Consider the following 26397-nt stretch of genomic DNA (forward strand, 5'->3'; position numbering starts at 1 on the left):
ATTCAGGAATTTATTCGTCTGCATGGTGCTATTTTTGAAATCATTGAAATCAGAATTTACACCCGGTACCGCAGCAGAGGCAATTGGGCACCACCCTTCGCATGGGTTGAACTCAGTTTACAAATATCACCCGGAAAAAGCAAGAACCCGGCAGGAATAAAACATACTGAAATCCGGCACGAATGGATTGGGTGTGATTTAATGGAAATTTTATTTAATCATTATGCTATATTGTGGTATATCAATAAGATATAGGATCCGTCTGTATTTTATTTCGTCAATAAATATTTAGGTGTTCCATTTTCATATAAATCGCCAAACGGACAATATAAATCGGTCAGGAGTTGACCCCATATGCTGAGCAACAGAATTTCATTGATTGTTCTTTTCTTGTTGATGAATTTTGGCATGGCAGGCCCGGCGGTCTGTTTCTCTTCAGACACCGACGCCGGGGTGCTGGTGCTTACCCCCCATGAGAATGCCTGGCTCAAATCCCACCCGGTCATCCGTATCGGAACCATGGAGAACTGGCCGCCGCTCAACTATGTGGAAGACGGCGGGCAGCCCATGGGGATCGGCGCAGATTATATCACGCTTTTGAACAGGCGGCTTACTGGAGCATTAATCATCCGGCCCGGTCCTTTTAAGAAAAATTTCGAGCAGGTCCGGAAGAGGCAGCTTGATGCATTGATGGACATCACCCCTAAAAAGGAGCGCCGGCCCTTTTTCAACTTTACCCGCCCTTATCTCAAGATCCCCCATGTGATTGTCGGCCGCAAAAACGGCCCTTATTTTGAATCCGAACAAGATTTAAAGGGAAAGACAGTGGCCCTTGAAAAGGGATTCTTTAATATCAGGTATTTCCAAAACACATATCCCGAAGTCGGGATCAGGGAATATGAGTCCACAAGTGAGGCGCTCGGGGCCGTATCCAGAAGCGAGGCCGATGCCTATGCCGGCAACAGGGCCGTTGTCATATATCTGATTGAAAGAGAGCTGATGGGGAATCTTCAGATCCAGGGGCGGATGGACAAGCCGCCTGTGGTCCTTTCCATCGGCGTCCGGAAAGACTGGCCCGAGCTGGCCGCCATTCTGGACAAGGCCCTGGCATCCATCACCATTGAAGAAGAACGGCAGATCCGGAACAATTGGCTCCAGATCCTTCCCGGGAGGGACCCGGGCCGGGAATCAGACTCGGTCATTTCGCCGGACCAGGTCGCTTATCTTCTGAAAAGCATGGCCCTGGTCTTTGCCGGCATTTTTACAATCATCCTTATGGCCTGGCTGGCCTTGGGCCAGCCAAGGAAAGTGTCCATACGGTCAACGCTGTTTGGGATTCTTTTTATTTTTGCGGGCCTCACCGTGTCAATCGGTGTACTGGCCGTCCTGTTTTTAAATCTTGAAAAACAGGTGGGTAAAGCTGAAAACAGGCTGAATCAGTACATAGACCTGGCCCATGAACTCAAACAGTCTTCAGATGACCTGACCCGGTTCGCCAGAACCTTTGTGGTCACGGGAAAAGCAGAGTATGAGTCCTATTTCCAGGATATTCTGGATATTCGGGATGGTATCATTCCCCATCCGGTAAATAATACCCCTGCATTTTGGGATCATGTGGCCGCAGGGGGGATGAAACCCGAATACCGTGGCGAAACCTACTCCATTGAACAGAGAATGGAGGATCTGGGGCTTTCTGAAGAAGAGCGGCGCGAACTCTCCTATGCCAAGAAAGAGTCAGACGACCTGACAACCCTTGAGGCCGTCGGAATGAATGCCGTTAAGGGACTGTTTGATGACGGTCAGGGCAATTTTACTGAGGTAAGAAAACCGGAACGGGAAATGGCACGCCAGCTCCTCCATGGCGAAGCCTACCATCTGGCCAAGGCCAAGATGACTTGCCCCCTTCTTTAGTACAACCCGCAATGTTAGGAAGGCTCCGAATTTTCAAAATATTGTTGTTGTGTACCACTTCCTTTGCTACTTTTCAAATACCTGCCCAGGGGATAGGGCAACGCTGGGGAGCGACCCGAGCACTGCGGCAGGTGCCAATACGGATGGGCCATGTTCATAGCGTGGCCTTTTCCTTTGGCCCATCCGGATGGCCCGTAGGCGTTAAACCCCGGGGGCTTGGGGGCAGAGCCCCCATATAAGATTGTTCCCATTCCTTTCTAATGTTTTCCGGTGTCTGATATCCCAGGCTGCTATGCAATCTTTTCGTGTTGTAGTACTGGCGCCACGTCTCTATGATTGCCCTGGCATCCGGGACGGAATAGAAGACCTCCTGATTCAGACATTCGTCTCTGAACCGGCTGTTAAAGCTTTCTCCAAAAGGATTCTGCCATGGTTTGCCTGGCTCAATGTACTTGGTTTTCACCCCTTGCTCTTTGAGCCAGTCCTGGATTTTATATGCAATAAACTCAGGCCCATTATCGCTCCTGATGTATGTTGGAACCCCACGGGTTGCAAATAGAATCTGCAAAACGATTTTCACCTGTGAAGATGGTATTGAGGTATCAATGTGGATTGCCAGGCTTTCTCGTGTATATTCGTCAACCACCGTTAAAAATCTCAGCCGCTGCCCTTCAAGGCAGGAATCTTCCATGAAATCATAGGTCCATACATGATTGGGATACTTCGCTGATATTGGCAGCGTTGTCCCCTTGCCACGCCGCCTCTTGCGCCTGACCCTCGGCACGCACAGCCCTTGTTCCTGCCAGAGCCGCTCGACTTTCTTATGATTGATGATCATCCCGGATCTGACCAACTGCATATGGGCCTGGCGGTACCCATGCCTCGGATACTTACCAGAGAATGTTCTTAGCCAGATAACCAAAACAGTGTCATCCCTTGGGTTTGCTTGGTATCTGTAGCTTGACCGACTTATCTTCAAAAACAGACATGCTTTGTATTCTGAAAGGCCCCGTTCCGTCATAGTATGTACGGCTTTCCTGCGATCCGGGACCTTTACCACTTTTTTGAGACCACCGCCTTTAGAGCATCAACTTCGAGGTCCCGTTCAGCCAGGAGCCTTTTTAATCGTACGTTCTCCTTCTCCAACTCTCGCAGCCGCTTTACATCCGGAACGGACATGCCACCGTATTTCTTTTTCCAGCGGTAATAGCTTTGCTCGGAGAATCCTCCCAGCTTGCAGAATTCAGCGATAGGTCTTTCCTGTTTCTCGGCTTCAAGCAGAATTTTGACGATCTGTTCTTCAGAATAGCGTTTCTTTTTCATCTTGATCTCCTTTTTAGCTCGGAGATCCTAACATATCACATTGTACTGTTTTTGGGGGGCATGCCCAAGATCATGAAGCATATTGATAATTTTTTTGACCTGATTAAAAACCGGACCAAAAGGGAGGTGGGGCTGTTGCAGAAAAAGGCGACCGCAACCCTTTTAACCATCATGGCACTCACCTTCTGCACGGTGGTGCTTGGTTTTATTTCTTTTTTTCTGCTTAAGCGCAAGATCATCGTTCCTTTGTCTCTGCTCAAATCAGGGGCCCAGCGCCTTGAAAAAGGGGACTATTCAACCCACATAGAGATTGACTCCAAAGATGAAGCCGGAGACCTGGCCAATGCCTTTAACATGATGACAGACAGCATTAAGGAAAGGACTGAAAAGCTTCACAATATCCTGGGGAACCTCGACGAAGCAAAGAAAGAGGCGGAAGCCGCCACCCAGGCCAAGAGCGATTTTCTGGCAAATATGAGCCATGAGATCCGTACCCCCATGAATGCGATTATCGGCGTCAACCACCTGCTCATGAAAACCGGCCTGGATGCCCGGCAGAAGGACTATGCCGTAAAAATTAAAGTTTCAGCCCAGAATCTTTTAGGTATTATCAACGATATCCTTGATTTTTCAAAGATTGAGGCCGGTAAACTGGATATTGAATGCATCTCTTTCAACCTGAATGAAATTTTGTCCAACCTGTCCAACCTTGTCAGTATGAAGGCCCAGGAAAAAGGGATTGAGCTTTTGTTTTTCCTGGACGAGGAAGTGCCCGTCGAATTGATCGGCGACCCCTTAAGGCTGGGGCAAATCCTTTTGAACCTGACCAACAATGCGGTGAAATTTACACAAAAGGGCGAAATTGTCGTACAGATCAACCGGGTTGAAGAAAATGCGGATACCGTCATGATCAAATTTGCCGTAAAAGACACCGGCATCGGCCTGACCCGTGAGCAGATGGATACATTGTTTCAGTCGTTTCACCAGGCAGACACATCCACCACCCGTCAATATGGCGGTACCGGCCTTGGACTGACCATCAGCAAGCAATTGGCTGAAATGATGGGCGGAACCATTGGTGTGGAAAGCGAATTCGGTCAGGGCAGCACCTTTTATTTTACGGCCAGGCTGAAAAAGCAGAAAGAACAACCCAGGGCGGCCCGGGGGCAGAAGAAAATTCTTCCCAGATTCCTTTGCAACCTGGATATCCTGGTGGTTGATGACAACGAAACCTCACAGGCCGTACTTGAATACTATCTGAAAAAATTTTCCTCCTGTATCGAAACCGCTTTGTCCGGGCAAGCGGCGCTGGACAGGATCCGGGAACGCAGAAATGCCGGTAAAAAGCCCTTTGACCTCATATTTATGGACTGGCAGATGCCGGGTATGACCGGCATAGAAGCCGCAAGGCGGATCCTGGCCAATAATGATTCTGCCGGAAAAACCAAAATCATCATGGTGACGGCATACGGCAGGGAAGATGTCATGGCACAAGCCCAGGATATGGGGTTTTGCGGTTTCCTGCTGAAGCCCCTGACCGAATCCATGGTCTACGATGCCGTACTTGAAGTCTTTGGCCAGGGCCACGGCGATCATACGACAGGGGATTTAAGGCATGTAAAAGAAGTTCCCGATGGAATTGACCGGATCCGGGGGGCGAGGATTCTTCTTGTGGAGGACAATGAGATCAACCAGCAGGTGGCCCGGGAGATGCTTTCAGGAGAGGGCTTTATCATGGAAAATGCCGAAAACGGCCAAATTTCCGTGGACCTTATCACAGGGCCTTTAGCGCATGATCCGGTTGATATCATTCTCATGGATCTGCAGATGCCGGTGATGGGAGGGATTGAAGCCACCCAGAGGATCCGGGAGTGGGAAAACAGAACCGGTGCCGCGCCTTTGCCCATACTTGCCATGACCGCCGATGCCATGACAGGGGTTCGGGAAAAGGTTCTGGATGCCGGAATGAACGGATATCTGACCAAGCCTGTGGAACCGTCCCAGCTTTTCAATGCGCTGATCCAGTGGATCAAACCGGGAGAACGGCCCCTGCCCGAAGGCTGGCAAAAACAGAAGGCTTCAGAGGGCCAGGCCGCCCCAATAAATATGTCTATCCCTGAACTGCAGGGGGTCGACACCCAGCTCGGATTGTCCAGAGTCGGTTCAAGCCCAAGGGTTTATATTCAGATTCTGGAACGTTTTTTTGAACAGTTCACGCCCTTTATGCCTGATCTTGAGAGGCTTTTAAATGAGGGGGATCACGACACCGCCTTAAGGTTGGCCCATACCCTGAAGGGGGTTGCCGGCAATATCGGGGCCCAGGCGCTTTCAAGGGCCGCAGCCGATCTTGAAAAGGCCGTCAGGGAAAAGAAGGCCGAGGATATCCCCCGTTATCTCGGGGCGCTGGCTCCCAGGCTCACAGAGGTGCTGGAGGGAATCGCCCAAAGCCGGGTGCTGGAAAAGATAAAAGCCCGGGAGACCCAACCGGTTCAGGGGCCCGTGGACACAAATAAGGTCTCTGCCCTTTTGGATGAACTTCAACAGGCCGCGGCCAAACGGGCCCCCAAACCTTGCAGAAGGATAATGGAGCGCCTGGACAAGATGGCCATGCCCCAAGAAAACAGAACGCTGCTGAGCACCTTGCACCATCAGATCAACACCTATAAATTTAAGGATGCCCTTGCATCCATTGCATCCCTGAAAAAAGAGATGAAAGGATAAATACATGAATGATTATTCTGATTGCATCGTTTTGGCAGTGGACGACACAGAGGCCAATATCGATATCCTTGTGGAAACTCTGGGAGAGGATTACGAACTCAGGGTGGCCCTGGACGGGGAGTCTGCCCTGGAAAATATCGCAGAAGAAAAACCCGACCTGATTCTTCTTGACATAATGATGCCGGGAATGGACGGCTACGAGGTCTGCCGCCGCATGAAATCAGATTCGAAAACACAGGATATACCGGTGATTTTCCTCACCGCCATGGATCAGGAGCAGAACGAGGCCAAAGGGCTCGCCCTGGGCGCTGTGGACTACGTGACCAAACCCTTTTCCCCGGACCTGATCAAAGCCCGTGTCAGAAACCATCTTGAGCTGAAAAAACACCGGGACCATCTGGCGTCTTTGGTGGCGGAACGGACACGGCAGATTGAACTCACGCAGAATGTCACCATCTGCTGCCTGGCCAACCTTGCTGAAACAAGGGATCCCGAAACCGGCGGGCATATCCAGAGGACCCAGAATTATGTCAGGGAACTGGCCAGGGTGCTTAAACAGAAATCTGCCTATGGCGCCCTGCTGGATGAAGAAACCATTGATCTGATTTATAAATCCGCCCCCCTTCACGATATCGGAAAGGTCGGGGTCACGGACCGGATTCTGCTCAAGCCCGGCAAGCTGACCGAAGAAGAGTTTGAAGAGATGAAACGGCATACCGTATACGGGAGGGATACCCTGCGTGACGCAGAGGAGAAGCTGGGGAAAAACTCCTTTTTAAAGTATGCCGGTGAAATCGCCTTTACCCACCATGAAAAGTGGGACGGGTCCGGATACCCCAAAGGGGTGTCCGGGAATGACATTCCGGTATCCGGACGGCTGATGGCCATCGCAGATGTCTACGATGCCCTGGTCACAAAACGGGTGTATAAGCCGCCATTCAGTCACGAAAAAGCCGTTTCCATCATCATAGAAGGCAAGGGGCGCCACTTTGATCCGGATATGGTGGATGCCTTTGTTGACATTGCGGGTACCTTCAAACGGATCGCCCATGAACTTGCGGATTCGGAAATGGAAAAGGATTCCCTGAATTAATCCGTCTGTAAATCCGTACAAGGAAAGGCCGAATGGATACAAACCATGGAGGCGTGCATATGGTTCAAAAAAATACCATACTGGTGGTGGATGACGATCAGGTAAATATTGAGATCCTGGTGGGAACCCTGGGGGACAGCTACGAGGTCAGTGTCGCCATGGATGGTCAATCTGCCCTGGAAATCATCAACGAAATTATGCCGGATATCATTTTGCTGGATATCATGATGCCGGGGATGGATGGATACGAGGTCTGCAGACGGGTTAAGGAAAACCGGGCCACAAGGAACGCCATGGTATTGTTTGTCACAGCACTTGCCGATGCCGTTGATGAAACCTACGGATTCGAGCTGGGCGCTGTGGATTATATCACCAAGCCCTTCAGTTCTTCTGTCATCCGCGCCCGGATAAAAACCCATCTTGAACTGGCAGCGGCCAGGAAGGAACTTGAGATACAGAACGAGATATTAAAGGAAAATATCCGGCTCAGGGAACAGGTGGACCATATCACCCGCCATGATCTTAAAAACCCGGTCCAGGCCATCATGAGTGCCGCAGAGATCATCCGCTTACATCTGCCCGCCAAGGATCCAGAAGACCTGGAGGAAATGATACAGATACAATTGAAATCCTGCCGCAATATACTGAATATGGTCAACCGCTGCCTTGATGTCTATAAGATGGAAGATAAATCGTATAAGCTTGATGCCAAGCGGACAGATCTGTTGTACTTAATGGATCAGGTGCTTATGGAGGGCGAGGAAATCATCCGGTCCAAGGGGCTTGAACTGCTGATTGAAATAAACGGATATCCCCGCAAACAGGAGGACCGGTTTGAACTGATCTGTGATGAACTGCTTTTTTATTCCATGATGGGCAATCTGGTGAAAAATGCCTTGGAAGCGTCTCCAAAAAAAGAGCAGGTAAAAATAATGATTCAGGATACCAAGGGGCTGAGTATCGGCGTTGAAAACAAAGGGGCGGTAAATCCTTCCATCCGGAGTTGTTTTTTTGAAAAGTTTGTGACCGCAGACAAACCAAAGGGAACCGGGATCGGCACCTATTCGGCCCGGCTGGCTGCTGAGATGCACGGTGCCGATATTCAGCTGTTTACATCAGATGAAGACAATATAACAAAAGTCGATATACGATGGGAGAAGAAGCCGAGGCTATCCAGCCAGCAGTCCGACAGCAACACGGATTGAATTTAAATGCAACGCTTTAACCGGGGTGAATGGCGGGCAATAAAAGGGCAGGGGAATAATGGCCCTGAATCCTTAATTATTAGAGATACCCTTAAATTTTAAACCGGTCCGATGTTTAAAACATAGTCTGCGATGGCGGCCACCGGTTCCAGGGGAAGGCGGACCAGGCCCCTTTGATCTGTGCCGCCGGGGCTGTCGTTTGTGGCAATGGCCCTGACCGTTGGAATGTCCGGGAACAGGGGCGGGCGGCCCACGGCCCGGCGCCAGATTTCGATCTTGGGATAGGGGCCCGAGAGCCAGCCTTCGATGAGAATGATGTCGGCATGGCTGTAGTAGGTGTCAATGAGGCGGTCGGGCCGGGTGAGGTCCGAGGCCGGGAAGTAGAGGGCCGCCATTGTGGCGTTAACCATGGCGGCGGGGGCGGCGCCGGCGGTGCGGTGGACGTGGGAATCCTTGCCCGGCTTGTCCAGTTCGTGGGCGTGGGCCGAGTGCTTTAGGGTGCCCACGGCCAGGCCCTGGTTGGTGAGATGACGGACCAGGGCGGCCGTAAGCGTTGTTTTGCCGGATCCGGGCTGGCCGATGATATGGCAGATGGTCCGGGGCATCAGGCTTTGCCGAAGGAGCAGTGGGGGAACCGGCAGACCTTGCAGTTGAGACAGAGCCCGCCGTGGCATAGGCTGGCCAGGTCCCGTTTCCCCGGCCGTTCGCCGGCCATGACCCGGGGCAGGATAAGGTCGAAGATGGTGGTGCGGTGGTAGAGGCCGCAGGCGGGCAGGCCCATGATGGCGGTTTTTTGGGTGTAGCCCAGAAGGAACATGGCGCCGGGCAGCACCGCCGAGGAATAGTGTACCTCTTCAAAGCCCGAGGCTTCAATCCCCTCTTTGGTGACGTCGTCGGGATCCACGGACATGCCGCCGGTGGTGATGATTAAATCGGTGTCCTTGGCCAGATAGTCCTGGATCTGCGCCGTGATCATCTCCCTGTCGTCGGGGAGGATGTGGGTTTCAAGGAGCTGGGCGCCCAGGGCGGCGGTCTTTTCTTCCACAATGGCCTGGAATCGGTCCTGGATCAGGCCGTTGTACACCTCGTTGCCCACGATGACCAGCCGGATTTTCAGGGGATTGAACATGGCCACGGAAAAGACAGGGTAGGACGCTTTGGCCAGGGCCACGGCCTCGTCCAGGTATCGCCGTTCAATGACCAGGGGAATGGCCCGGGTGGCGGCCAGGCTCTGGTTCCTTTCCACCACTGTGTTGTTGTGGATGCTGGCGCACATGACATCGGCGATCATGTTGAATTCCGTCAGGGCCGCTGTATTCACCTTGAAGAGCCCGGGATAGGAGGCCCTCAGCTCCAGTTTGCCTTCCCCGGGGGTGCCGGGAAATTCCACCCCCGGCCCGGCCAGGGCCGAGGCCAGTTCGTAAACGGCATCGTCTTCGTGGACCTGGGTGTCCTGGTCCAGGTCCAGAACGTAAAGATTGTTTTTTCCCATGCGCATGAGGCGGCAGATATCCCCGGCCCCCACCTTCTGGCCCCGCTTGAATACCGGCCCCTTTGATTTCCCGGGGATGATCTCGGTCATGTCGTGGGCGATGGTCAGCCCTTCGGCCTGCTCTACGGGTACGGTTTTAAACTGCTGCATGGTGGTTCTCCTTGTCTTTCTTTTCCAGGGGTTGAAAATAGGAGCCTGCGGCGCAGGGCCGGCAGAGTATCTCATTGTTTTTGAATACTTCTTTTTTGTCCCGGACCACCTGGCCGCACCGGGCGCAGACGGCCTTGAACCGGGTGGGGCCGGGCATGTCCGCTGCGGGGACATCCACCCGGCCCTCGTCCACGGTGAATAAATCCTTGTCATCCATGATTTTATAGGCCTCAAGCTGCTGCTGCCTGGGATCGTCAATCTGGGGCATGAGTTCGGGCGCCAGGTCCCTTGCGGTTTCCGTGGACACGATCCTGAAGGCTTTTTTGGTTTCCAGGTTGACAAAGGTGGCGGCCATGATGCCGTTGTCAATGAATTTCAGGGACCTGCGGCCCAGTTTTACCCCGGTGACATAGGAGATGGCGTCGGTGGCGCACCGGTCCATTTCCACATACACGATGATTTTTTTGATCTGGGGCAGGGTGGACGGCTCGTCCAGCCCGATGAGCCGGCAGCCCAGCATGGCCATGCGCACCCCCACCACCTGTCCGGGGCAGAGGTGGCCGTGGGCCTTTGCCGCGCCGTTGAGCAGGGTTTCTAAATCTTTCATTGATTTTCCTCGGGCTTTCTCTTATGTTGAGTTTAACATAAGGTATATGTTGAAATTAACATAAGGTCAAGCATAAAAAAGGAAATTATGAAGCTTAAATCAATGCAGCTTCTGGTGGGAGACGATGGCGGCATCATCATGGGAAAGGGGCGGATGGATATTCTGACCTCCATTGAACAGACCGGTTCCATCAATAAAACCGCCAAGGCGCTGGGCATGTCTTATAAATCTGTATGGAGTAAGATCAAATCCACTGAAAACAACTGGGGCAGGCCCGTGGTCAATGCCGACCGTGTCAAGGGAACCTCCTTGACGGATGAGGGCCGTTCCCTTCTTGATGCCTACAAAGAACTGAACCGCCGGTGCATGGCCGCCGACGACGCCATTTTCGACGAACTCTTCCCCCAATAGGCCGCCGGGCCGATTTCTGCAATAAAAACAATGCGGTGCAATAAATTTATTGCGCCGCACCCGGCCGTACGGGTCCGGGATCTTTAATTCTATCTTTCCTGATCTTGGAAATTATGTGAAAAAAATTCATGATTTTAAAGGGTTAGAATAAAACCGCTTCCATGGGCCTCCCATGGCATGGTTATGGCTATGTTAGAACTCCTAAAAGGTTTTTAACAACGTGATCACGCCGGAGGACATATGAGTAAGTACTACCTGTTTCAGGATACCAAAAAATGCATCGGGTGCCGGACCTGTGAGGTTCAGTGCAAGTCCAACAAAGGGCTGCCCCTGGGCCCAAAGCCCTGCCAGATTATCCAGGTGGGCCCCAAGACCGTTGCCGAGGTGCCCAAGATTTCTTTTATTTTCATGCCCTGTTTCCACTGTGAAAATCCGTGGTGTGTTTCCGCCTGCCCCACCGGGGCCATGCAGCGGCGTGCCAAGGACGGCATCGTATTCATCGACCAGGATCTCTGCGTGGGCTGCAAGACCTGTGTCTCCGCCTGTCCCTGGGGCGCTCCCCAATGGAACCCGGAAACCGGGAAGGTGGTGAAGTGCGATTACTGCAAGGACCGTATCGACGAAGGGCTGGAGCCGGCCTGCGTCACCACCTGCACCACCAACTGCCTCAAGTTCGGAAAGGTGGAGGATATGACCCAGATCAGACGGGAGCGCCACGCAGAGGCCGTGGCCTCCTTTGAAAATACCAGCTTCTAAGGAGTCGCCATGGAGACCTGTCCGGTTCGCCAGACCATTATTTTCCTGACCGAGCAGATCGGGCCGGCCGGCCTGTCCGATCCCAGGGGCCAGCGCATATCCGAACAGATCCTTGCCCTGGCCGAGGAAATTGCCGAAGGAGCGGCCGGTGACCAGCACCTGGCCGCCATCGACACCTTGATTGAAGAGTATGCGTACACCAACAGCCCGGCCAAGACCCGGGAAACCGGGAAAATTGTCAAAAAATTATTAGCGGAGAACAGGGAGGTCTTTCAGGATCATATCGAATCCCGGAACTGCCCCTCCCACGACTGCGGGAAACTGGCGCCCTCTCCCTGCCAGATGGCCTGTCCGGCGGGCATTGATATTCCCACCTACCTGGCCCTCATTGCCCAGGGGCGGGATGCCGACGCCATTGAGGTGATCCGGCGGGACAATCCCCTGCCCTGGGTCTGCGGCCTGATCTGCACCCGGCCCTGCGAAATGATGTGTGTGCGGGGGCGGATCGACACCCCGGTCTCCATTAAATTTCTCAAGGCCTTTGCCGCAGAGCGGGCCATGTCACACAGGGCCTATAAAAACCCCGTACCGAAACCGGCCAACGGGAAGAAGGTCTGTGTTGTCGGGGCCGGCCCCGGCGGGCTCTCCTGTGCCTATTACCTGGCCCTGGAGGGGTACACGGTCCGGGTGCTGGAGGATCTGCCCATCCCCGGTGGCATGCTCATGGTGGGCATTCCCAGGTACCGGCTGCCCAGGGAGGTCATTGACCGGGAAGTGGCCATGATCGAAGCCCTTGGGGTGGAGATTTCCTATAATACAAGGTTTGGCAGGGACATCACCAAAGAAGAACTGGAACGCCAGGGATACGAGGCCTTTTTTCTGGCCATCGGCGCCCACAAGGCCTGGGATCTGGGGATCGAAGGAGAAAAAGATTTTCCCGGGGTGATCGAAGCGGTCACATTTTTAAAGGATGTGGCCCTGGGAGAGCACCATGCCCCGGGTTCCCATGTGGTGGTCATCGGCGGGGGCAATGTGGCCATTGACGCCGCCCGGACCAGCCTGCGCCTGGGGGCCGAAAGGGTGACCATTGCCTACCGGCGTTCCAGGAACCAGATGCCCGCGGATGTGGAAGAGGTGGAACAGGCCGAGGAAGAGGGCATTGAGTTTGCCTTTCTCACCATCCCCAAGGCCATTGTGGGGGAAGGGGATGAAATTACGGCCCTTTCCTGCATCAAGGCGGAACTGAAAAAGAAAAAGGGCTCCGACCGGCTGGCCCCTGTGCCCATCGAAGGCCAGGATTTCGAGATCCATGCCGACGCCGTGATTTCGGCCATCGGCCAGTATGTGGACGATGCCGGCATGGAGGTCTTTGACGGGGTGAACTGGACCCGCAGAGGGACCATAGAGGTGAACCATGCATCCATGGAAACCACCCAGCCGGGTGTGTTTGCCGCCGGGGACGCCGTATCGGGCCCTGCAACGGTGATCGAAGCCATCGGCGGAGGCAAGCGGGCCGCCGACGCCATTGACCGGTATCTGCGCGGGATTCCCCAGCCCAGAATGCCCAGAACCCCCATTCGCCATAACACCGAACCCGTGATGGAAATTTCCGCCAGCCAGAAAATGACGGCCAGGCAGCCTGAAATGCCCATGCTCAACCTGGACCGCCGCCGGACCACCTTTCAGCAGGTGGAACTGGGGTATGAAGAGGCTGCGGTCCGGAGGGAAGCCAGCCGCTGCCTGCGCTGCGACATCTGCCGCCGCTGCGGGGAATGTGTTGAGATCTGCCGGGACAAGATGGGCATCGGAGCCCTGAAGCTGGGATACCTTGAATTTGATGAGCAGTCCCCCACGGATTTCAGGGCCACGGCCGAAAATTGCATCACCTGCGGAGCCTGTGCGGCCAATTGTGAAAATAAGGCCATGGTCATCGAAAAACGGGACGGAAAGCGGATGCTCAAACTCTGCGGCACCGTTCTCAACAGCCAGGAAATACAATACTGCGACGGCTGCGGAGCCGAGCTGGGATCAGAACAATACATCCGTTTCATCCAGAAGAAAACCCAAGGGGTAACCCCGGCAGCGGGTAAACGGATGCTGTGCAATAATTGTCTGCGCCGCAACGGGGCTGCCGGAAATGCCGAAAGCGGCCCGGTATCCTTTGTATAGGGGAAGGAGGAGGTCATGGAATTTCAAAGAGGGGATAAAATAGAGGTCTACAGGCGCTCCGACGACGAGGCCTGGGAAACATATATGGACGATTTCATCGGCTGCCACGGGTATGTCACCGATCCGGACACCACGGTCAATGACCCGGATGCCCTGATCGAGGTCAGCCTGGAAGGCAAAGGCACCCACAGGCTGCCCCAGGACTGCCTGCGCTGCATTGGAGAGGATAAATGACAGTAAAGAATTTATTGGAATCCCATGTGGGGGAATACCACACCATCACCGGAGGCCAGACCGTGGCCCAGGGGCTGCAGCAGATGACTGCCTACGGGGCCTCGGCCCTGATGGTTACGGACGGTGAGACACCCGTGGGTATTTTTACGGAACGGGATTTTGTCCGCTGCCACATCCTTTTTCCGGATAAAAAACCCGGCGAGGTGAAGATCAAAGAGGTGATGACCACCCAACTCATCGTCGCCGAACCCACGGACAAGGTTGAAGATGCCATGGGCATGATGATCAAGGCGAAAATCAGGCACCTGCCCGTGGTGGGGGAGGAGAAAATCATCGGCCTGATCTGCCTGGAAGACCTGGTTAAGGTCCATGTGGGGGCTCTCACCCAGGAACTCCATTATTTAAAGGATTATATTTCCGACCTCCAGGATGCCGCCCATGATTAAGTTTTATATTGACGATAAAGCCTTTGAAGCGGAAGAAGGAACCACGGTGCTCCAGGTGGCCCGGCAGCACAAGATTCCCGTGCCCCACCTCTGCTACCATCCCGCCCTGAAGCCTTCGGGTTCCTGCAAGCTCTGCGGGGTTGAAGTGACCTCTCCCTCGGGCCGGCAGACGGTGATGCTTTCCTGCATCATGAAGGTCAAGGAGGGACTGGAGGTAAAGACCGATTCCGAGCTCGTCCGGGCCAACCGCGAGAAGGCCTTTAACAAGCTGCTGGGCCTGGCCCCGGAGTCCCGGCGCATCAGGGAACTGGCAGAGGCGTTCAATGTGCCGGTGATCCCAAAACCCAACGGATGTATCCGCTGCCGCCTTTGCGTCAGGGTCTGCAATGAAATCGTCAAGGCCCGGGCCATTAAAATGGTGAAAACCGAATCCGGCCCCAGGGTCATGCCCGGGGAAGGCACCTGCATCGGCTGCGGCACCTGCGCCAACCTCTGTCCCACCAAAGTGATCCAGGTCAAAGACGAGGGCCTTGTGAGGACCGTGTCCATCAAGGATGAGGTCATCAGCCGCCTGCCCCTGGAACGGTGCGAAGCCTGCGGTAAAAGCTACGCCACCGAACAGTTTCTGGCCCATGTGGAAGAGACCACCGATCCCCATCCCCATACCAAGGACCTCCACCACCTCTGCCCCAACTGCGCCAAACTCATGTCCGACCGGGCGGTGACCGAGCGGGAGCGGACCCGCAAATAGGGGAATCCTCAATTGAAAGAGAAGGAGAAAAAGGAAACCGGTATGACATCAGCCAGCATTAAATCTTTGGGAAGCGGCATCGGCGGGGCAGTGATTCTGACCCTGTTTGCCACCACCTTTCTGACCATTGAAAAGGCCCTGGTCATTATCCCCCTGTTTCTGGGATTTACCGGCGCCATGATTGGTTTTGCCCTGGTGGACCAGCTCCGGGACAGGATCCGGGGCCGTTTTATCTTTCCCTTTATCATGGGGGCCGGCCAGGGGGCTGCGGTCTTTGCCATCGCCAATACCGCCCTTCCTTTTGCAGGGCGGGTTATGATGCTGTCCGCGGTGGACCTGCTCATTTATATCGTTGTTTCAGGTATTACAAGTTACCTGGGGGCCAGGCTGGCGGCCAGGTATTTTAATTTATAATTGTTTGTTAAGGAGAGAACGAATGAAGAAAATCAGTATTTATTTGACAGCCATGGCAATGGCCCTGTTTTTGGCTGCTCCGGCCGCCTTTGCCGGCACTGCCAAAGTTTCTGCAGGCAGCTACAAGGCAGGGGATGTGGTCGAAATTTCCGGGCAGATTGAACCGGGGCAGGACCTTTACCTGGCCATTGCCCAGAAAAAAATGTTCGCCCCCAAGGACACCAACGGGGTGCATGAGATCAAAAAATTTAAAGGCACCGTCAAGAAAGGGGCCTTTGACATGGATACGGCCATTCCGCCCCTCTACTACCTGATCACCAATGTGCCGGAAAAATTCGGTAGCGTGGACAAGAAAAAATTCGGCGGCCCCTCTGTGCTTCTGGGCAAAGGCAACGGGATTTATTCCACCACCATGTTCTACCTGAAAAAGAAATTCAACGAGGTGGACGCCACCGCCCGGGCCATGATGGGCCCCATCAGCTCCGACAAGCAGTGGAATTTCCTGCGCTGGGCCAATGAGTCCAGCTACGGCATCAACACCATTGTTAAGGAAGGCAACCGCATCGGCAAGGTGGTTATCTTTTCCAAGACCGTTGTTACGGACGAAGGGTCCGGCAACTACTGGGACAAGGGCACCAAAGTCAGCCTGGATAAGTCCACGGGCAAGTATACGGTCTCCTTTAAGTCCTTCCGCCACACCCCGCCGAATACCCAATTCGACGTTTATGTCAACGGTGCAAAGACCGCCGCATACACCATTGAAAAGAACGGATACTGGCTCACCAAGGGCTTCCGGTACATGAATCCCCTGTGGATCGTCATCGGCGCCATCCTGGTGGGGACCTACTTCTCCATGATCGGTGCGGCCGGCGGCATGCTCATGGCCGCCTTCCAGGTGCTGGTGGTCAACACCATGGGCCCTGTGGGTATCAATGCAGCCAACGTGCTCAAGCCCTCCAACATGGCCCTGACCCTGTTCTCCCCCCTGGGATCCTTTTACCGGTATGCCAAGGTTGAAAAACGGGTGGCCTGGCCCATCGGCATCTCCTTTGGCGTGGGTATCTTCATCGGCTCCATCTGGCTGGGCAAATATATCTCCGCCCTCCTGCCCATGAAGGCCTACAAGGAATGGCTGGCGGTCCTGGTTGTACTCATGGGGATCAAGACCCTCATGGAAATGCGCCCGGCTGCCATGGCAAAACGTAAAAACATCAAGGCCATGACCAAAAAGTTCAACGATGAGGTGGCCAAGGCCAAGGCCGAAGGCCGTGCCGCTGAAATGGGCTCCATCGAACCCGTTAAAACCGGACTCACCGATTACCGTTTTAAATTCTGGGGTGAGGAATTCAGGATCAATCCCCTGCTCTTTGGTATCCTGGGTGTTGCCATCGGCGTGGTTTCCCGGTCCTTCGGCATCGGCGGCGGATTCCTGCTCGTTCCTGCCATGACCACACTGGGGGCGCTGCCCATGTACGTGGCCGTACCCATCTCCCTGATCGGTACCTGTTTTTCAAGTATCGGCTCATTCATCGGTTACCTGATGACCGGGTACCTGCCGGATATGACCCTGGCCATCGCCATAATCATCGGCGGCTTTGCCGGCGGCATGCTGGGCTCCCGCGCCCAGAAAATGTTCTCGGAAATGACCCTGAAGGTGGTCTTGGCATGTACCCTCTTTTTCCTCTTCTTCCGGTTCTTCAAGATTGAGATCTGGATTTAATTTGCAAGAGGAGTGCAAGTGACTTGAAACCCGCGGGACCAAATCCTATAATCCGGATTCGGACCGCGGGTTTCTGATTTTATGGCATTAACCAAGAATGTGACATGTGATGGATGAATATCTGGACAGGCTGTGGGTGGTAATTGAAGGGGGGCTGGAAGGCGCCGCCTCGGGTGCGGATATGCTGATTGCTCCCCTTGAGGCCCTGGGGCCGGCCTGGGTGGTCCTGATCCTGGCCTTTGCCACGGTGGGTGTCACCCGGGTGCTGGTTCGAATCTACCGGACCCGGCGGCACGATGAACTGAAAAAGGAGTTCCTCCACTGGCAGGCCGTGCGGGAGGAGGCCATGAAGGCCCAGGATAGGGCCAAGGGCAAAACCATGGCCAAAAATATTGACCAGGCCAAACTCAACAAGGTCTATTATGATTATTTCTTTGAGGGGTTTATGAAGAATCTGGTGACAACGGTGCTGCCGGTACTCACCACCGTCGCCTACCTGTCCAGGACCTACACCAAGGAGAACCTGGCGGCGAAATTCGGGGACCCATGGATTTTTACCATGGGCACGGACTTCCATGTGGGGACCCTGTTCTGGTATGTCATCTGCCTGATGGCCGGATTTATCCTGTACGGCCTGGCCGGGGCATATTTAAAAAAAGGAAAATCCCATCAGGGCACTTAAGCACATATTATTTGTTTGCGGCCTTGGTTTGCTCCTGACACCGGAGAGGGCCGGAGCCATCCAGCTTCACCAGAGCAGCGAGGGGATTATTGTCCACCAGGCGGGCCATGTTTTTTTCCTGCTGTCCATGGTGGTCCTGATTTTCATCATCACGGGCCGGGGACTGAACCGGGAAAAGGGATGGGGAATGATCCTCTGGTCTGCCGTACTCTTTGTGGTTTGGAATCTGGACACGGTTTTTGCCCATTTCCTGGACAATCAGATCGGTGCGGTGCTTGTTGAGAATCTTTCCATATGGCAGGTTGAGATCACCGCTGTGAGCGGGTCTGAGTTCCTGGCCCTCTTTTACCACACCCTGAAGCTGGATCATTTTTTCTGCGTGCCGGCCATTTTCCTCTTTTACCGGGGGCTGGCCAATATTCTGGCCCGGGAGCAATTCCGGCAGCGCCGGAAAAAGGGGCAGGCGCTATGATTTTTTCTTCCCTGCCCATACGCCTGGTGGATATGTTTGGTTCCGTGGCCATGGTGGTCATTGCCGTCCTGGCCCTGGACAAGGCCAAGCAGCTGCGGGAACTGGACCATGACAACACGATTTTTCTGTACCTTTTATGGATTTCCACCGGGTTTACCATCTTTGCCGTGTCCAGGTCTTTTTCCCATATCCTCAAGCAATTTCTCGTGCTGACGGCCAATCCGGACATCTGGGCCTCCATCAGCCCCTATACCGGGGCCGTGAATACGGTCTCCTTCATGCTGGTGGGGCTGATTACCCTGTTTTTTAACCAGAACTGGAAAATCAATGAAAAGATTCTCACCTCCCGGGAAAAGCTGGAGGAGGCCCATGACCAGCTCATGAGCCTGAATCAGACCCTGGAGCACAAGGTGGTGGAGCGCACCGAAATGCTCACTTCCTCGGAACATAAGGCGCGACGGATTTTTGAGCAGTCCCTGGACACCATTGTGGTCACCGACGCCCGGTTCCGGATTTCCGAGATTAACCAGGCCGGGATCACCCTGACCGGCTACCAGAAGGCGGATATGCTGGACCGGGAAATGGGGTTCGGAGATTTCATAACCAAGCCCTCGGACTGGGCCCGGCTCCGGGACCTGCTGACCACCAGTGAATTTGTCCTGAACGAGGAAACGGATTTCCTGCGGCCCGACGGCTCCCAGATCCGGGTTCTGATCACCGGCGGCGCCGATTACGGGGCCTTTGGCTGCGGCAAGACTTTTCATTTCATTATCAAGGATATCAACGAGAAAAAACAGATGGAGCAGCAGATCGCCCAGGCCGATAAACTGGCCGCCCTGGGTGAGCTTTCCGCCGGAGTGGCCCATGAGATCAACAATCCCTTGGGAATTATTCTGGGATACACCCAGCTCATGCTCAAGGAAGAGGCCGTTAAGGCGGACACCGGATTTGAAGAGGACCTGAAAACCATTGAAAAGCACGTGAAGAACTGCAAGGATGTGGTGTCGGATCTGCTCAGCTTTTCCAGAAAGGGCTCCAAGGAGAGGGGGCGGGTGGACGTGCACCGCGTGGTGGACGGGGTGGTGAAGTTTTTAAGCAACCATACGGATTTCAGAAGGGCCGAGGTCCGCCTGGGGCTCTGGAAGGGCGATACGCTTAATGTCAACGGCAATGCCCAGGAACTCACCCAGGTAATGATCAACCTTATGATCAACGCCTGCCATGCCGTTGAGGGCATTCCCGACGGCTGCATCGAGGTGATTACTGATAAAGAGGGGGCAGATGTGTTGATTTCGGTGCAGGATAATGGCACGGGAATTAAAAAACGCCACCTGCCCAGGATCTTTGATCCCTTTTTTACCACCAAGCCCGTGGGACAGGGCACCGGCCTGGGGCTTTCCGTGGGATACGGGATCATTCGCCGCCACGGCGGGACCATCACCGCCGGAAACCGGGAAGAGGGGGGGGCGGTCTTTACCATCCGCCTGCCCCTGGAACAAGACAAAGGAGGTGAGTCATGACCGCACAGATTCTTGTTGTTGATGATGAAAAGGATATGACCCGCCTGCTGCAGCGCACCCTGGAGCCGGAGCTGGACTGCGACGTAACCATGGCCTTTTCAGGAGAAATGGCCATGAATGTCGTGGAGCAGGCCGACACCCTTTTCGACCTGGTGATCAGCGATATCCGCATGCCCGGCATGGACGGGTTTGAGCTGCTGGCGCGGTTGAAACAGCACAGCCCGGACCTCACCGTGGTCATGCTCACCGCCTACGGCAACATTGAATCAGCAGTGACCGCCATTAAAAAAGGGGCCTATGATTTTATTGCCAAACCCTTTGACCAGGATGAAATCATATTTAAGATCGGAAAGGCCCTGGAACGCAGCCGCCTGCTCAATGAAAACAAGCGGCTCCAGCAGGCCTGCCAAAAAACACCCCTGCCCCTCATCGGCCAGAGCCCGGCCATGGAAAAGGTGTTTGAGAAAATCTCCCTGGTGGCCGGTTCCGACGTCACCGTGCTCATCACCGGAGAGTCCGGAACGGGCAAAGACCTGACGGCCCGTTCCATCCATACCCTGAGCAACAGAAAGGGCAAACCCTATATCCCGGTGAACTGCCCCACCATTCCCGAACACATCCTGGAAAGCGAATTGTTCGGGTATAAAAAGGGGGCGTTTACCAATGCCTACCGGGATAAAACAGGCCTCTTCCAGGAGGCCGACAAGGGGACCATTTTCCTGGATGAAATCGGTGATGTGGGCCCCTCCATCCAGACCAAGCTGCTGCGGGTGATCCAGGAAAAAGAGGTCAAGCCCCTGGGAGATACCCGGGTGGACCGGGTGGATGTGCGGATCATCGCCTCCACCAACCAGGACCTGAAACAGAAAATTGCAGACAAAGAATTCAGGGAGGATTTTTTCTACCGCCTTTCAGTGATTACCATTGAACTGCCGCCCCTGAGGGACCGGATTACGGATATCCCCCTGCTCTGCGACCACCTCCTGGCCAAGCATTGTGAAAAGTTGAACAAACCGTCCAGGCGCTTGTCGGAAAACGTGCTGGACCTGCTCATGAAGCAGCCCTGGCCGGGCAATGTCCGGGAACTGGAAAATGTTCTGGTCCAGGGGATTCTTTATTCCGAAGACGAAACCATCCGCCGGGCCAATATCCCGGCCAGCATCCTCACCGGCGGAGACGGGCCCGACAACACCTGCGGCAGCCTTGACGGCGAGACGGGAAAACTTCCTTACAAGGCGGCCAAGGAGAAAATCCTCACCCGGTTCAACCACAATTATATCGGGGCCATGCTCACCATGACCGGGGGCAATATCACCCAGGCGGCAAAACGCTGCGCCATGGACCGCCAGGCCCTGCAGCAGATCATGAAGCGGTACGATATCGACCCGGACCGGTACCGGGGGAAATAGCCTTCCCGCCGGGAAGGCCCGCTATTTTCGTCAATTCTGAAGGTCTCCATTCAGTACATAAGGTTGGGCAGGAAGAGAATTATCCAGGGGCAGCAGACTAAAATCAACACCCCTAGCATCACGGCCATAAGAAAAGGCGTGATGCCCTTGAATATCTTTTCCAGGCGCACCGGTTCCGCCAGTACATTTTTGGCCACCCCGTAGACCACATAGACATTGATGCCCACGGGCGGGGTGATGACCCCCATCTCCGTGACCATGACCACGATCACCCCGAACCATACGGGATCGAACCCCAGTTCCATGACCACGGGAAAGAAGATGGGCACGGTGAGGGTGACAAAGGCCAGGGCATCCATGAAGCAGCCCCCTATAAAGTAGATGAGGATAATCACCCCCATGACCAGGACCGGTGACATGTTCAGCCCGCCGACCCAGTCGGCGATCTCAAAGGGGATCCGGGTGACGGCCAGGAATTTGCCGAAGATCACGGCGCCGGTGATGAGCATGAGGACCATGCAGGAGGTCTGCAGGGTTTCCATCAGGGATTTGACAAAGCCTTTCCAGGTGATCTGCTTTCTTGCAACGGCAATGGCCAGCACCCCGAAGGCGCCCACGGCGGCGGCTTCGGTGGGGGTGAACAATCCATAGAAAATTCCGCCCACCACCAGGGCAAAGACGGCCAGGGTCTCCCCCAGCCCCATCAGGGCTTTGACTTTTTCGGACCAGGTAAAGGACTCCCCGGCCGGGCCCAGTTCCGGCGCCATGCGGCAGCGCAGGTAGATGGCCCCGATAAAGAGCAGGGTCACCAGGATGGCCGGAAAGATGCCCGCCACAAAGAGCTGGCCGATGGACTGTTCCGTGAGGATGCCGTAGATGATGAGCACCACCGAGGGGGGCATGATCATGCCGATGCCCCCGCCCGAGGCCACGGCCCCGGTGGACAGCTCGTCATCATAGCCGAAGCGCTTCATCTCGGGAAGCCCCACCGTGGCCATGGTGGCGGCGGTGGCCGGACTGGAGCCGCAGACCGCCCCGAAGGCGGTGCAGGCGGACACCGTGGCCATGGCAAGACCTCCCCTGACGGCGCCTAAAAATTTGTATCCCGCATCGTAGAGCCGTTTGGAAATGCCCGAGTTGAACCCCAGCTGTCCCATGAGGATGAACAACGGGATGGTGGTCAGGTCATAGGAGGCAAAGGTTTCAAATACATTTCTGGACAAAAGGACCAGTCCGGCCTCGGGGGAGATCATCAGGGAGAAGCCGCCAAATCCCACCAGGGCCATGACAAAGGCCACGGGCATCCGGGTGGTGAACATGAGAAGCATAATGAAAATGCCGGCAATGCCGGCCAGGATGGGGCTCATCTGGATCAGTATTCCTTTATCTGCTTGAGGGTGTCAACAATGCGCTGGAGGATGGTCACGGAAAAGATCCCAAGGCCCGAGGCCAGCAGAAAGACAATATAATGGACGGGGAGTTCCAGGTTCATGGAGACCTCTCCGGTTTCCTTGAGGTCCCCGGAATAAAGGAACATCTGCCAGGCAATCACGGCAAAGAGCAGAAAACTCAGCACCCGGGTGCCCAGCTCGACCCAGAGCCGGACCCTCGGGGGCAGAAAGCGTAGAAAAATTTCCACCCCCACATGGCCGTTGGCCTTGTAGGTGTGGGGCAGGGCCGCAGCCGCCACAATGACGGCCAGGAACCCCACCAGCTCAACGGAGCCGAATACCGGATGTTTGAAAAAACGGCCCACCACATCAACAACGGTGAGGAGCATCATGGCGGTGAGGGCCAGTCCGCCGATGCCCCTGAGCATCCCGGAAAGAAAATCCTGCAGGTTAAATATATATTTCATGGATTAGAGTTTCGTTTTAATGAAGTCAACAATGGCTTTCCCGTCCAGGCCTTTTTTGGCCACTTTTTGGATATAATTGTCGATGACCGGCCGGGCGGCTGCTTTCCATTTTTCCGACTCAGCCTCGGACTGGGCGATGACCTGGCCCCCTTTTTCCTTGAAAAATGCCAGGCCCTTGAGGTCTGATTCATCCCAGGCTTCACCGTGTTTGACCGCCCATTCCGCGTTGATGGCGGTGATGGTCTTCTGCTGGTCCGGGGTGAGCTTGGCCCATTTTCTTTTGTTCATGAATACGGCAAAGGTGGTGGTGTAGGCAGTGGAGTAATTCTGGACCATGTAGTGGACCACCTCCCCCAGCTTCCAGCCCTTGTTGGATTCCATGGGATGGGAGGAGCCGTCCACCACGCCCTTTTGCAGCATCTGGTAACAGTCCCGCATGCTTTTGCCCACCGGAGAGGCCCCCAGGGCGGCCTGGACCAGGCCGGAGGTGCCCGTGCCCCGCAGCTTCATGCCCTTCAGGTCCTCAAGGCCGTTGACGGCCTTGTCCCGGGTGTGGATAAAGCCCGGGCCGTGGGCATGGAGAAACATGATCTGGGTGTCCTTGAACTCCTTGGGCGTGAATTCGTCCAGGACGGCGTTGGCCAGGGAGGTGGCCTGGACCCCGGAGGTATAGCCCATGGGCAGGTCAATGGCGGCGGCCACGGGGAAACGGCCCCGGGAATAGGCCAGAACCGTCATCCCGATGTCGGCGATGCCCTGTACCACTCCGTCGTAGGTTTGGGGGGCCTTGGTCAGGGTGCCGGCGGGAAAGTATTGGATGACAACTTCTCCCTTTGTCCGTTTTTCAACCTCTTTGCACCAGGATTCGGCCAGCTGGCTCTGGATATGGGTGGGCGGGAAAAAATTGGCGTACCGCAACTGGGTTTTTGCCCAGAGAGACGGGGCGGATAACAGGCAAAGGGCCAGAGTTGCACATAGAAAAACAGCTGTCCGCTTCATGGAAAACCTCCGGTAAAATAGTTATATTGTAGCTGTAAGCCAGCTAAAAAGGATATCCTATAGTATCGGAGCAAAGGGGGGTGTCAAGGAAAAATTAAAGGGGGGGCTGAAGAACCGGTGAAAAATTGGTTGAGCGGTCAACAATGCCAATTTTAAAGGGGTTTCGGTCCTTGGGTAAGACCGGTATCGATGAAGATTTTAGCTATTTTCCAGCTAAATTAAAGCTGTGTGTCGCGGCCTGTTTGGGTGGCCGTTCAAGCCGAAAAAAAAATACGGCCCGGATTCGGCCGGAAAAACCTGAAAATTGCCGGGTCAACTAATTTTTCTTCCAGGGGCGGCGGGATCATCTTCGCCGGAGAGAATCATCAGGGTGAGGTCGTCGGACCGGGGGGATAGTTTTTCCCTGCATTTTTCCTGCATCCACCGGGTCTGTTCCCGGATGGGCAGGTCCCCGGACTGGACCAGCCAGCGTAAAAAACCTTTGAATCCAAGGGGGGCAGCGTTTTTTTCCTCCGCTGTGGTCTGCTTTCCTTCGGTGAAACCGTCGGTGTAGAGCACCAGGCGGCTGCCGGCGATGTCCAGGGGCTGGGCCACGGGGCTGGCCTGGGGCAGCACCCCCAGGGGCGGGCCCGCCGGGTTGACCCGGGTGATCTTGCCCGCCCGGATGAGCATGGGGGGAACATGGCCCATATTGATGAGGGCCGCTTGGCGGCGTTCCGGGTCCAGCCGTCCTCCGGCAAAGGTGACGAACATGCCCCGGACAGCGGTTTCATAGAGTTCTGTATTCATCATTTCCACCACCCGTCCCATATCCTCTTCCAGTTTGCACAGGCACCTGAACAGGGAGATGGCCTTGGCCATGAGCAGGGCGGCTGCCGTACCCTTTCCGGATACATCGCCGATACAGAAGCCGATGTCCCCGGAAGGGAGGTGGAAAAAATCGTAAAAATCCCCAGAAAGGTGGTAGGCGGCCAGGTTGAAGGCGGCAATCTGGGGGAACCGTCCGGGCTCAGGCTGGAGGCTTTTCTGGATCTCCCGGGCCACCCCCAGCTCGGTCTGGAGGCGGTGGGCATATTCGTCCCGCTGTTTCAGGGAATGCTGGAGTTTCCATGTTAATTCCCGGTAGGTGATATTGTCTTCCACCAGCTTCTGGCCGGCCTGGCTCATGATGGTGTTGAAATCTGTCTGGGGACCGGGCTGGATGGCCATGGGGCCGGTGATTGTTTCAACCAGGTCCGGCAGCCGGGAGAGAAGGATGGTTATTTCCTCTGCATCCAGGCCGAATAACTGCCTGCCCCGCTGTTCAACCAGGGTCAGGGCCCTGGCCTTGTCATGGCAGGTGTAGACGGCGTTGCACAGGTCGGCCAGGTGAATGATCGCCGGCAGCCCCAGAGGGGACGGTCCATCGGGCCTGTCCCGGCGGCGGTCGAATGCCGTATGGTGGGCCTGGATGGCATCCACATAGGCCTGGGGCAGTCCCCATTTGGCCGCCAGGAGGCCGCCCATACGGTCGTGGGTGGTCCGGAACAGGGATTTTTCCATCCGCCGCCGGTCCTCCGGTAGATTGGGCCGGAGCAGGGGCCACCGGTCCGCCTTGGCCGGCTCCAGGAAAAACAGGGCCAGCAGGCCGATATCCAGCAGCATGCCGGCGGAAAAGGCCTCATCATCGGATTCTCCGGCCATCCTGGCCAGCTCCCTGGCGACAGCCCCCCGGCGGACGGAATCCGTCCAGAATCCGTTGATGTCAAAGCCGGGTATGGAATGCTCGGCAAAGGTTTCCTTGACGGCAAAGCAGAGTACCAGGCTCCGGATCTGTTTCAGTCCCAGGGCCGTGAGCGCGTGGGGGATGCTGGAGATCCGTTCCCTGAATCCGAAAAAGGCCGAGTTGACCAGGCCCAGAAGCTGGATGGTCAGGGCCGGGTTGACGGAAATCAGCCGGCCCAGGATTTCAAAGTCTGCATCCTCTTTAAGGGCATAACGGATCACGGCCATGATGCCCTGGTCGGGCATGGGCAGGTTTTCCGGCTGTATCTGGGAATAGAACGGTTTCATAA

The 26397-nt window shown here is 55.1% G+C and carries 25 protein-coding genes; 16 read left to right on the forward strand and 9 right to left on the reverse strand.

What is annotated here, in order from left to right:
• The first annotated feature begins 354 nt into the window (after nt 1-354).
• A complete protein-coding gene (locus HUN04_15030; protein ID WDP90935.1) occupies nt 355-1911 on the forward strand; it encodes a transporter substrate-binding domain-containing protein in 1557 nt (518 codons plus the stop codon).
• A 154-nt stretch (nt 1912-2065) separates the two neighbouring features.
• On the opposite strand, the gene HUN04_15035 is transcribed toward HUN04_15030, so the two are convergent.
• On the reverse strand, nt 2066-2932 hold the full coding sequence (locus HUN04_15035; protein WDP90936.1) for an IS3 family transposase: 867 nt from the start codon (nt 2930-2932) through the stop codon (nt 2066-2068).
• A gap of 32 nt (nt 2933-2964) precedes the next feature.
• Nucleotides 2965-3234: a transposase gene (locus HUN04_15040; GenBank protein ID WDP90937.1), complete on the reverse strand. Its 270-nt coding sequence runs from the start codon at nt 3232-3234 to the stop codon at nt 2965-2967.
• A gap of 60 nt (nt 3235-3294) precedes the next feature.
• On the opposite strand from HUN04_15040, the gene HUN04_15045 reads away from it, so the two are divergent.
• The 3 genes from HUN04_15045 to HUN04_15055 are packed head-to-tail and all read left to right on the forward strand — an operon-like array spanning nt 3295 to nt 8253.
• Complete coding sequence (locus HUN04_15045) at nt 3295-5955, forward strand: response regulator (GenBank protein ID WDP90938.1); 2661 nt, start codon at nt 3295-3297, stop codon at nt 5953-5955.
• A 4-nt stretch (nt 5956-5959) separates the two neighbouring features.
• Nucleotides 5960-7048: a two-component system response regulator gene (locus tag HUN04_15050; protein WDP90939.1), complete on the forward strand. Its 1089-nt coding sequence runs from the start codon at nt 5960-5962 to the stop codon at nt 7046-7048.
• 32 nt (nt 7049-7080) lie between these two features.
• Nucleotides 7081-8253, forward strand: a complete 1173-nt coding sequence (locus HUN04_15055; GenBank protein WDP90940.1) for a hybrid sensor histidine kinase/response regulator — start codon at nt 7081-7083, stop codon at nt 8251-8253.
• Nucleotides 8254-8351: 98 nt separating this feature from the next.
• On the opposite strand, the gene mobB is transcribed toward HUN04_15055, so the two are convergent.
• The 3 genes from mobB to HUN04_15070 are packed head-to-tail and all read right to left on the reverse strand — an operon-like array spanning nt 8352 to nt 10502.
• On the reverse strand, nt 8352-8858 hold the full coding sequence (gene mobB, locus HUN04_15060) for a molybdopterin-guanine dinucleotide biosynthesis protein B (protein WDP90941.1): 507 nt from the start codon (nt 8856-8858) through the stop codon (nt 8352-8354).
• Nucleotides 8858-9895: a molybdopterin-binding protein gene (locus HUN04_15065; GenBank protein WDP90942.1), complete on the reverse strand. Its 1038-nt coding sequence runs from the start codon at nt 9893-9895 to the stop codon at nt 8858-8860. The genes mobB and HUN04_15065 overlap by 1 nt, the downstream gene beginning before the upstream one ends.
• The gene (locus HUN04_15070; protein WDP90943.1) at nt 9882-10502 is read right to left on the reverse strand and encodes a formylmethanofuran dehydrogenase; all 621 of its coding nucleotides are present in this window, start codon (nt 10500-10502) and stop codon (nt 9882-9884) included. Before HUN04_15070 ends, HUN04_15065 begins: the two co-directional genes overlap by 14 nt.
• An 87-nt stretch (nt 10503-10589) precedes the next feature.
• Between HUN04_15070 and HUN04_15075 the strand changes: the two genes are divergently transcribed.
• The 12 genes from HUN04_15075 (at nt 10590) to HUN04_15130 (ending at nt 21486) form a co-directional block, all read left to right on the forward strand.
• Entirely contained in the window at nt 10590-10913 is a 324-nt protein-coding gene (locus tag HUN04_15075) for a LysR family transcriptional regulator (protein ID WDP90944.1), read from the forward strand.
• A gap of 240 nt (nt 10914-11153) precedes the next feature.
• The gene (locus HUN04_15080) at nt 11154-11669 is read left to right on the forward strand and encodes a 4Fe-4S dicluster domain-containing protein (protein WDP90945.1); all 516 of its coding nucleotides are present in this window, start codon (nt 11154-11156) and stop codon (nt 11667-11669) included.
• Between the two features lie 9 nt (nt 11670-11678).
• Nucleotides 11679-13838, forward strand: coding sequence for an FAD-dependent oxidoreductase (locus HUN04_15085; protein ID WDP90946.1), 2160 nt, complete (start codon nt 11679-11681; stop codon nt 13836-13838).
• A gap of 15 nt (nt 13839-13853) precedes the next feature.
• Nucleotides 13854-14072: a hypothetical protein gene (locus HUN04_15090; GenBank protein WDP90947.1), complete on the forward strand. Its 219-nt coding sequence runs from the start codon at nt 13854-13856 to the stop codon at nt 14070-14072.
• Nucleotides 14069-14518, forward strand: coding sequence for a CBS domain-containing protein (locus HUN04_15095; protein ID WDP90948.1), 450 nt, complete (start codon nt 14069-14071; stop codon nt 14516-14518). Before HUN04_15090 ends, HUN04_15095 begins: the two co-directional genes overlap by 4 nt.
• Nucleotides 14511-15269: a (2Fe-2S)-binding protein gene (locus HUN04_15100; GenBank protein WDP90949.1), complete on the forward strand. Its 759-nt coding sequence runs from the start codon at nt 14511-14513 to the stop codon at nt 15267-15269. Before HUN04_15095 ends, HUN04_15100 begins: the two co-directional genes overlap by 8 nt.
• Before the next feature lie 42 nt (nt 15270-15311).
• Entirely contained in the window at nt 15312-15683 is a 372-nt protein-coding gene (locus HUN04_15105) for a hypothetical protein (protein WDP90950.1), read from the forward strand.
• A 22-nt stretch (nt 15684-15705) separates the two neighbouring features.
• Nucleotides 15706-17403, forward strand: a complete 1698-nt coding sequence (locus HUN04_15110) for a sulfite exporter TauE/SafE family protein (protein ID WDP90951.1) — start codon at nt 15706-15708, stop codon at nt 17401-17403.
• Nucleotides 17404-17512: 109 nt separating this feature from the next.
• A complete protein-coding gene (locus tag HUN04_15115; protein ID WDP90952.1) occupies nt 17513-18085 on the forward strand; it encodes a hypothetical protein in 573 nt (190 codons plus the stop codon).
• The gene (locus HUN04_15120; GenBank protein ID WDP93303.1) at nt 18072-18557 is read left to right on the forward strand and encodes a hypothetical protein; all 486 of its coding nucleotides are present in this window, start codon (nt 18072-18074) and stop codon (nt 18555-18557) included. Before HUN04_15115 ends, HUN04_15120 begins: the two co-directional genes overlap by 14 nt.
• Nucleotides 18554-20077, forward strand: a complete 1524-nt coding sequence (locus HUN04_15125) for a PAS domain S-box protein (protein WDP90953.1) — start codon at nt 18554-18556, stop codon at nt 20075-20077. Before HUN04_15120 ends, HUN04_15125 begins: the two co-directional genes overlap by 4 nt.
• The gene (locus HUN04_15130) at nt 20074-21486 is read left to right on the forward strand and encodes a sigma-54-dependent Fis family transcriptional regulator (protein ID WDP90954.1); all 1413 of its coding nucleotides are present in this window, start codon (nt 20074-20076) and stop codon (nt 21484-21486) included. The genes HUN04_15125 and HUN04_15130 overlap by 4 nt, the downstream gene beginning before the upstream one ends.
• A 50-nt stretch (nt 21487-21536) precedes the next feature.
• Here the strand turns inward: HUN04_15130 and HUN04_15135 are convergent, their stop codons facing one another.
• The 4 genes from HUN04_15135 to HUN04_15150 all read right to left on the reverse strand — a co-directional run bounded on the left by HUN04_15135 (nt 21537) and on the right by HUN04_15150 (nt 26395).
• Complete coding sequence (locus HUN04_15135; protein ID WDP90955.1) at nt 21537-22853, reverse strand: TRAP transporter large permease; 1317 nt, start codon at nt 22851-22853, stop codon at nt 21537-21539.
• A gap of 5 nt (nt 22854-22858) precedes the next feature.
• Nucleotides 22859-23344 carry a TRAP transporter small permease gene (locus tag HUN04_15140; protein ID WDP90956.1) on the reverse strand — a complete coding sequence of 162 codons (486 nt, stop codon included), beginning with the start codon at nt 23342-23344 and terminating at the stop codon, nt 22859-22861.
• Between the two features lie 3 nt (nt 23345-23347).
• Nucleotides 23348-24343, reverse strand: a complete 996-nt coding sequence (locus tag HUN04_15145; GenBank protein ID WDP90957.1) for a TRAP transporter substrate-binding protein — start codon at nt 24341-24343, stop codon at nt 23348-23350.
• Between the two features lie 312 nt (nt 24344-24655).
• Nucleotides 24656-26395: an HDOD domain-containing protein gene (locus tag HUN04_15150; protein ID WDP90958.1), complete on the reverse strand. Its 1740-nt coding sequence runs from the start codon at nt 26393-26395 to the stop codon at nt 24656-24658.
• Between the last annotated feature and the right edge of the window lie 2 nt (nt 26396-26397).

It is taken from the genome of Desulfobacter sp. (genome assembly GCA_028768525.1).
Classification (GTDB): Bacteria; Desulfobacterota; Desulfobacteria; order Desulfobacterales; family Desulfobacteraceae; genus Desulfobacter.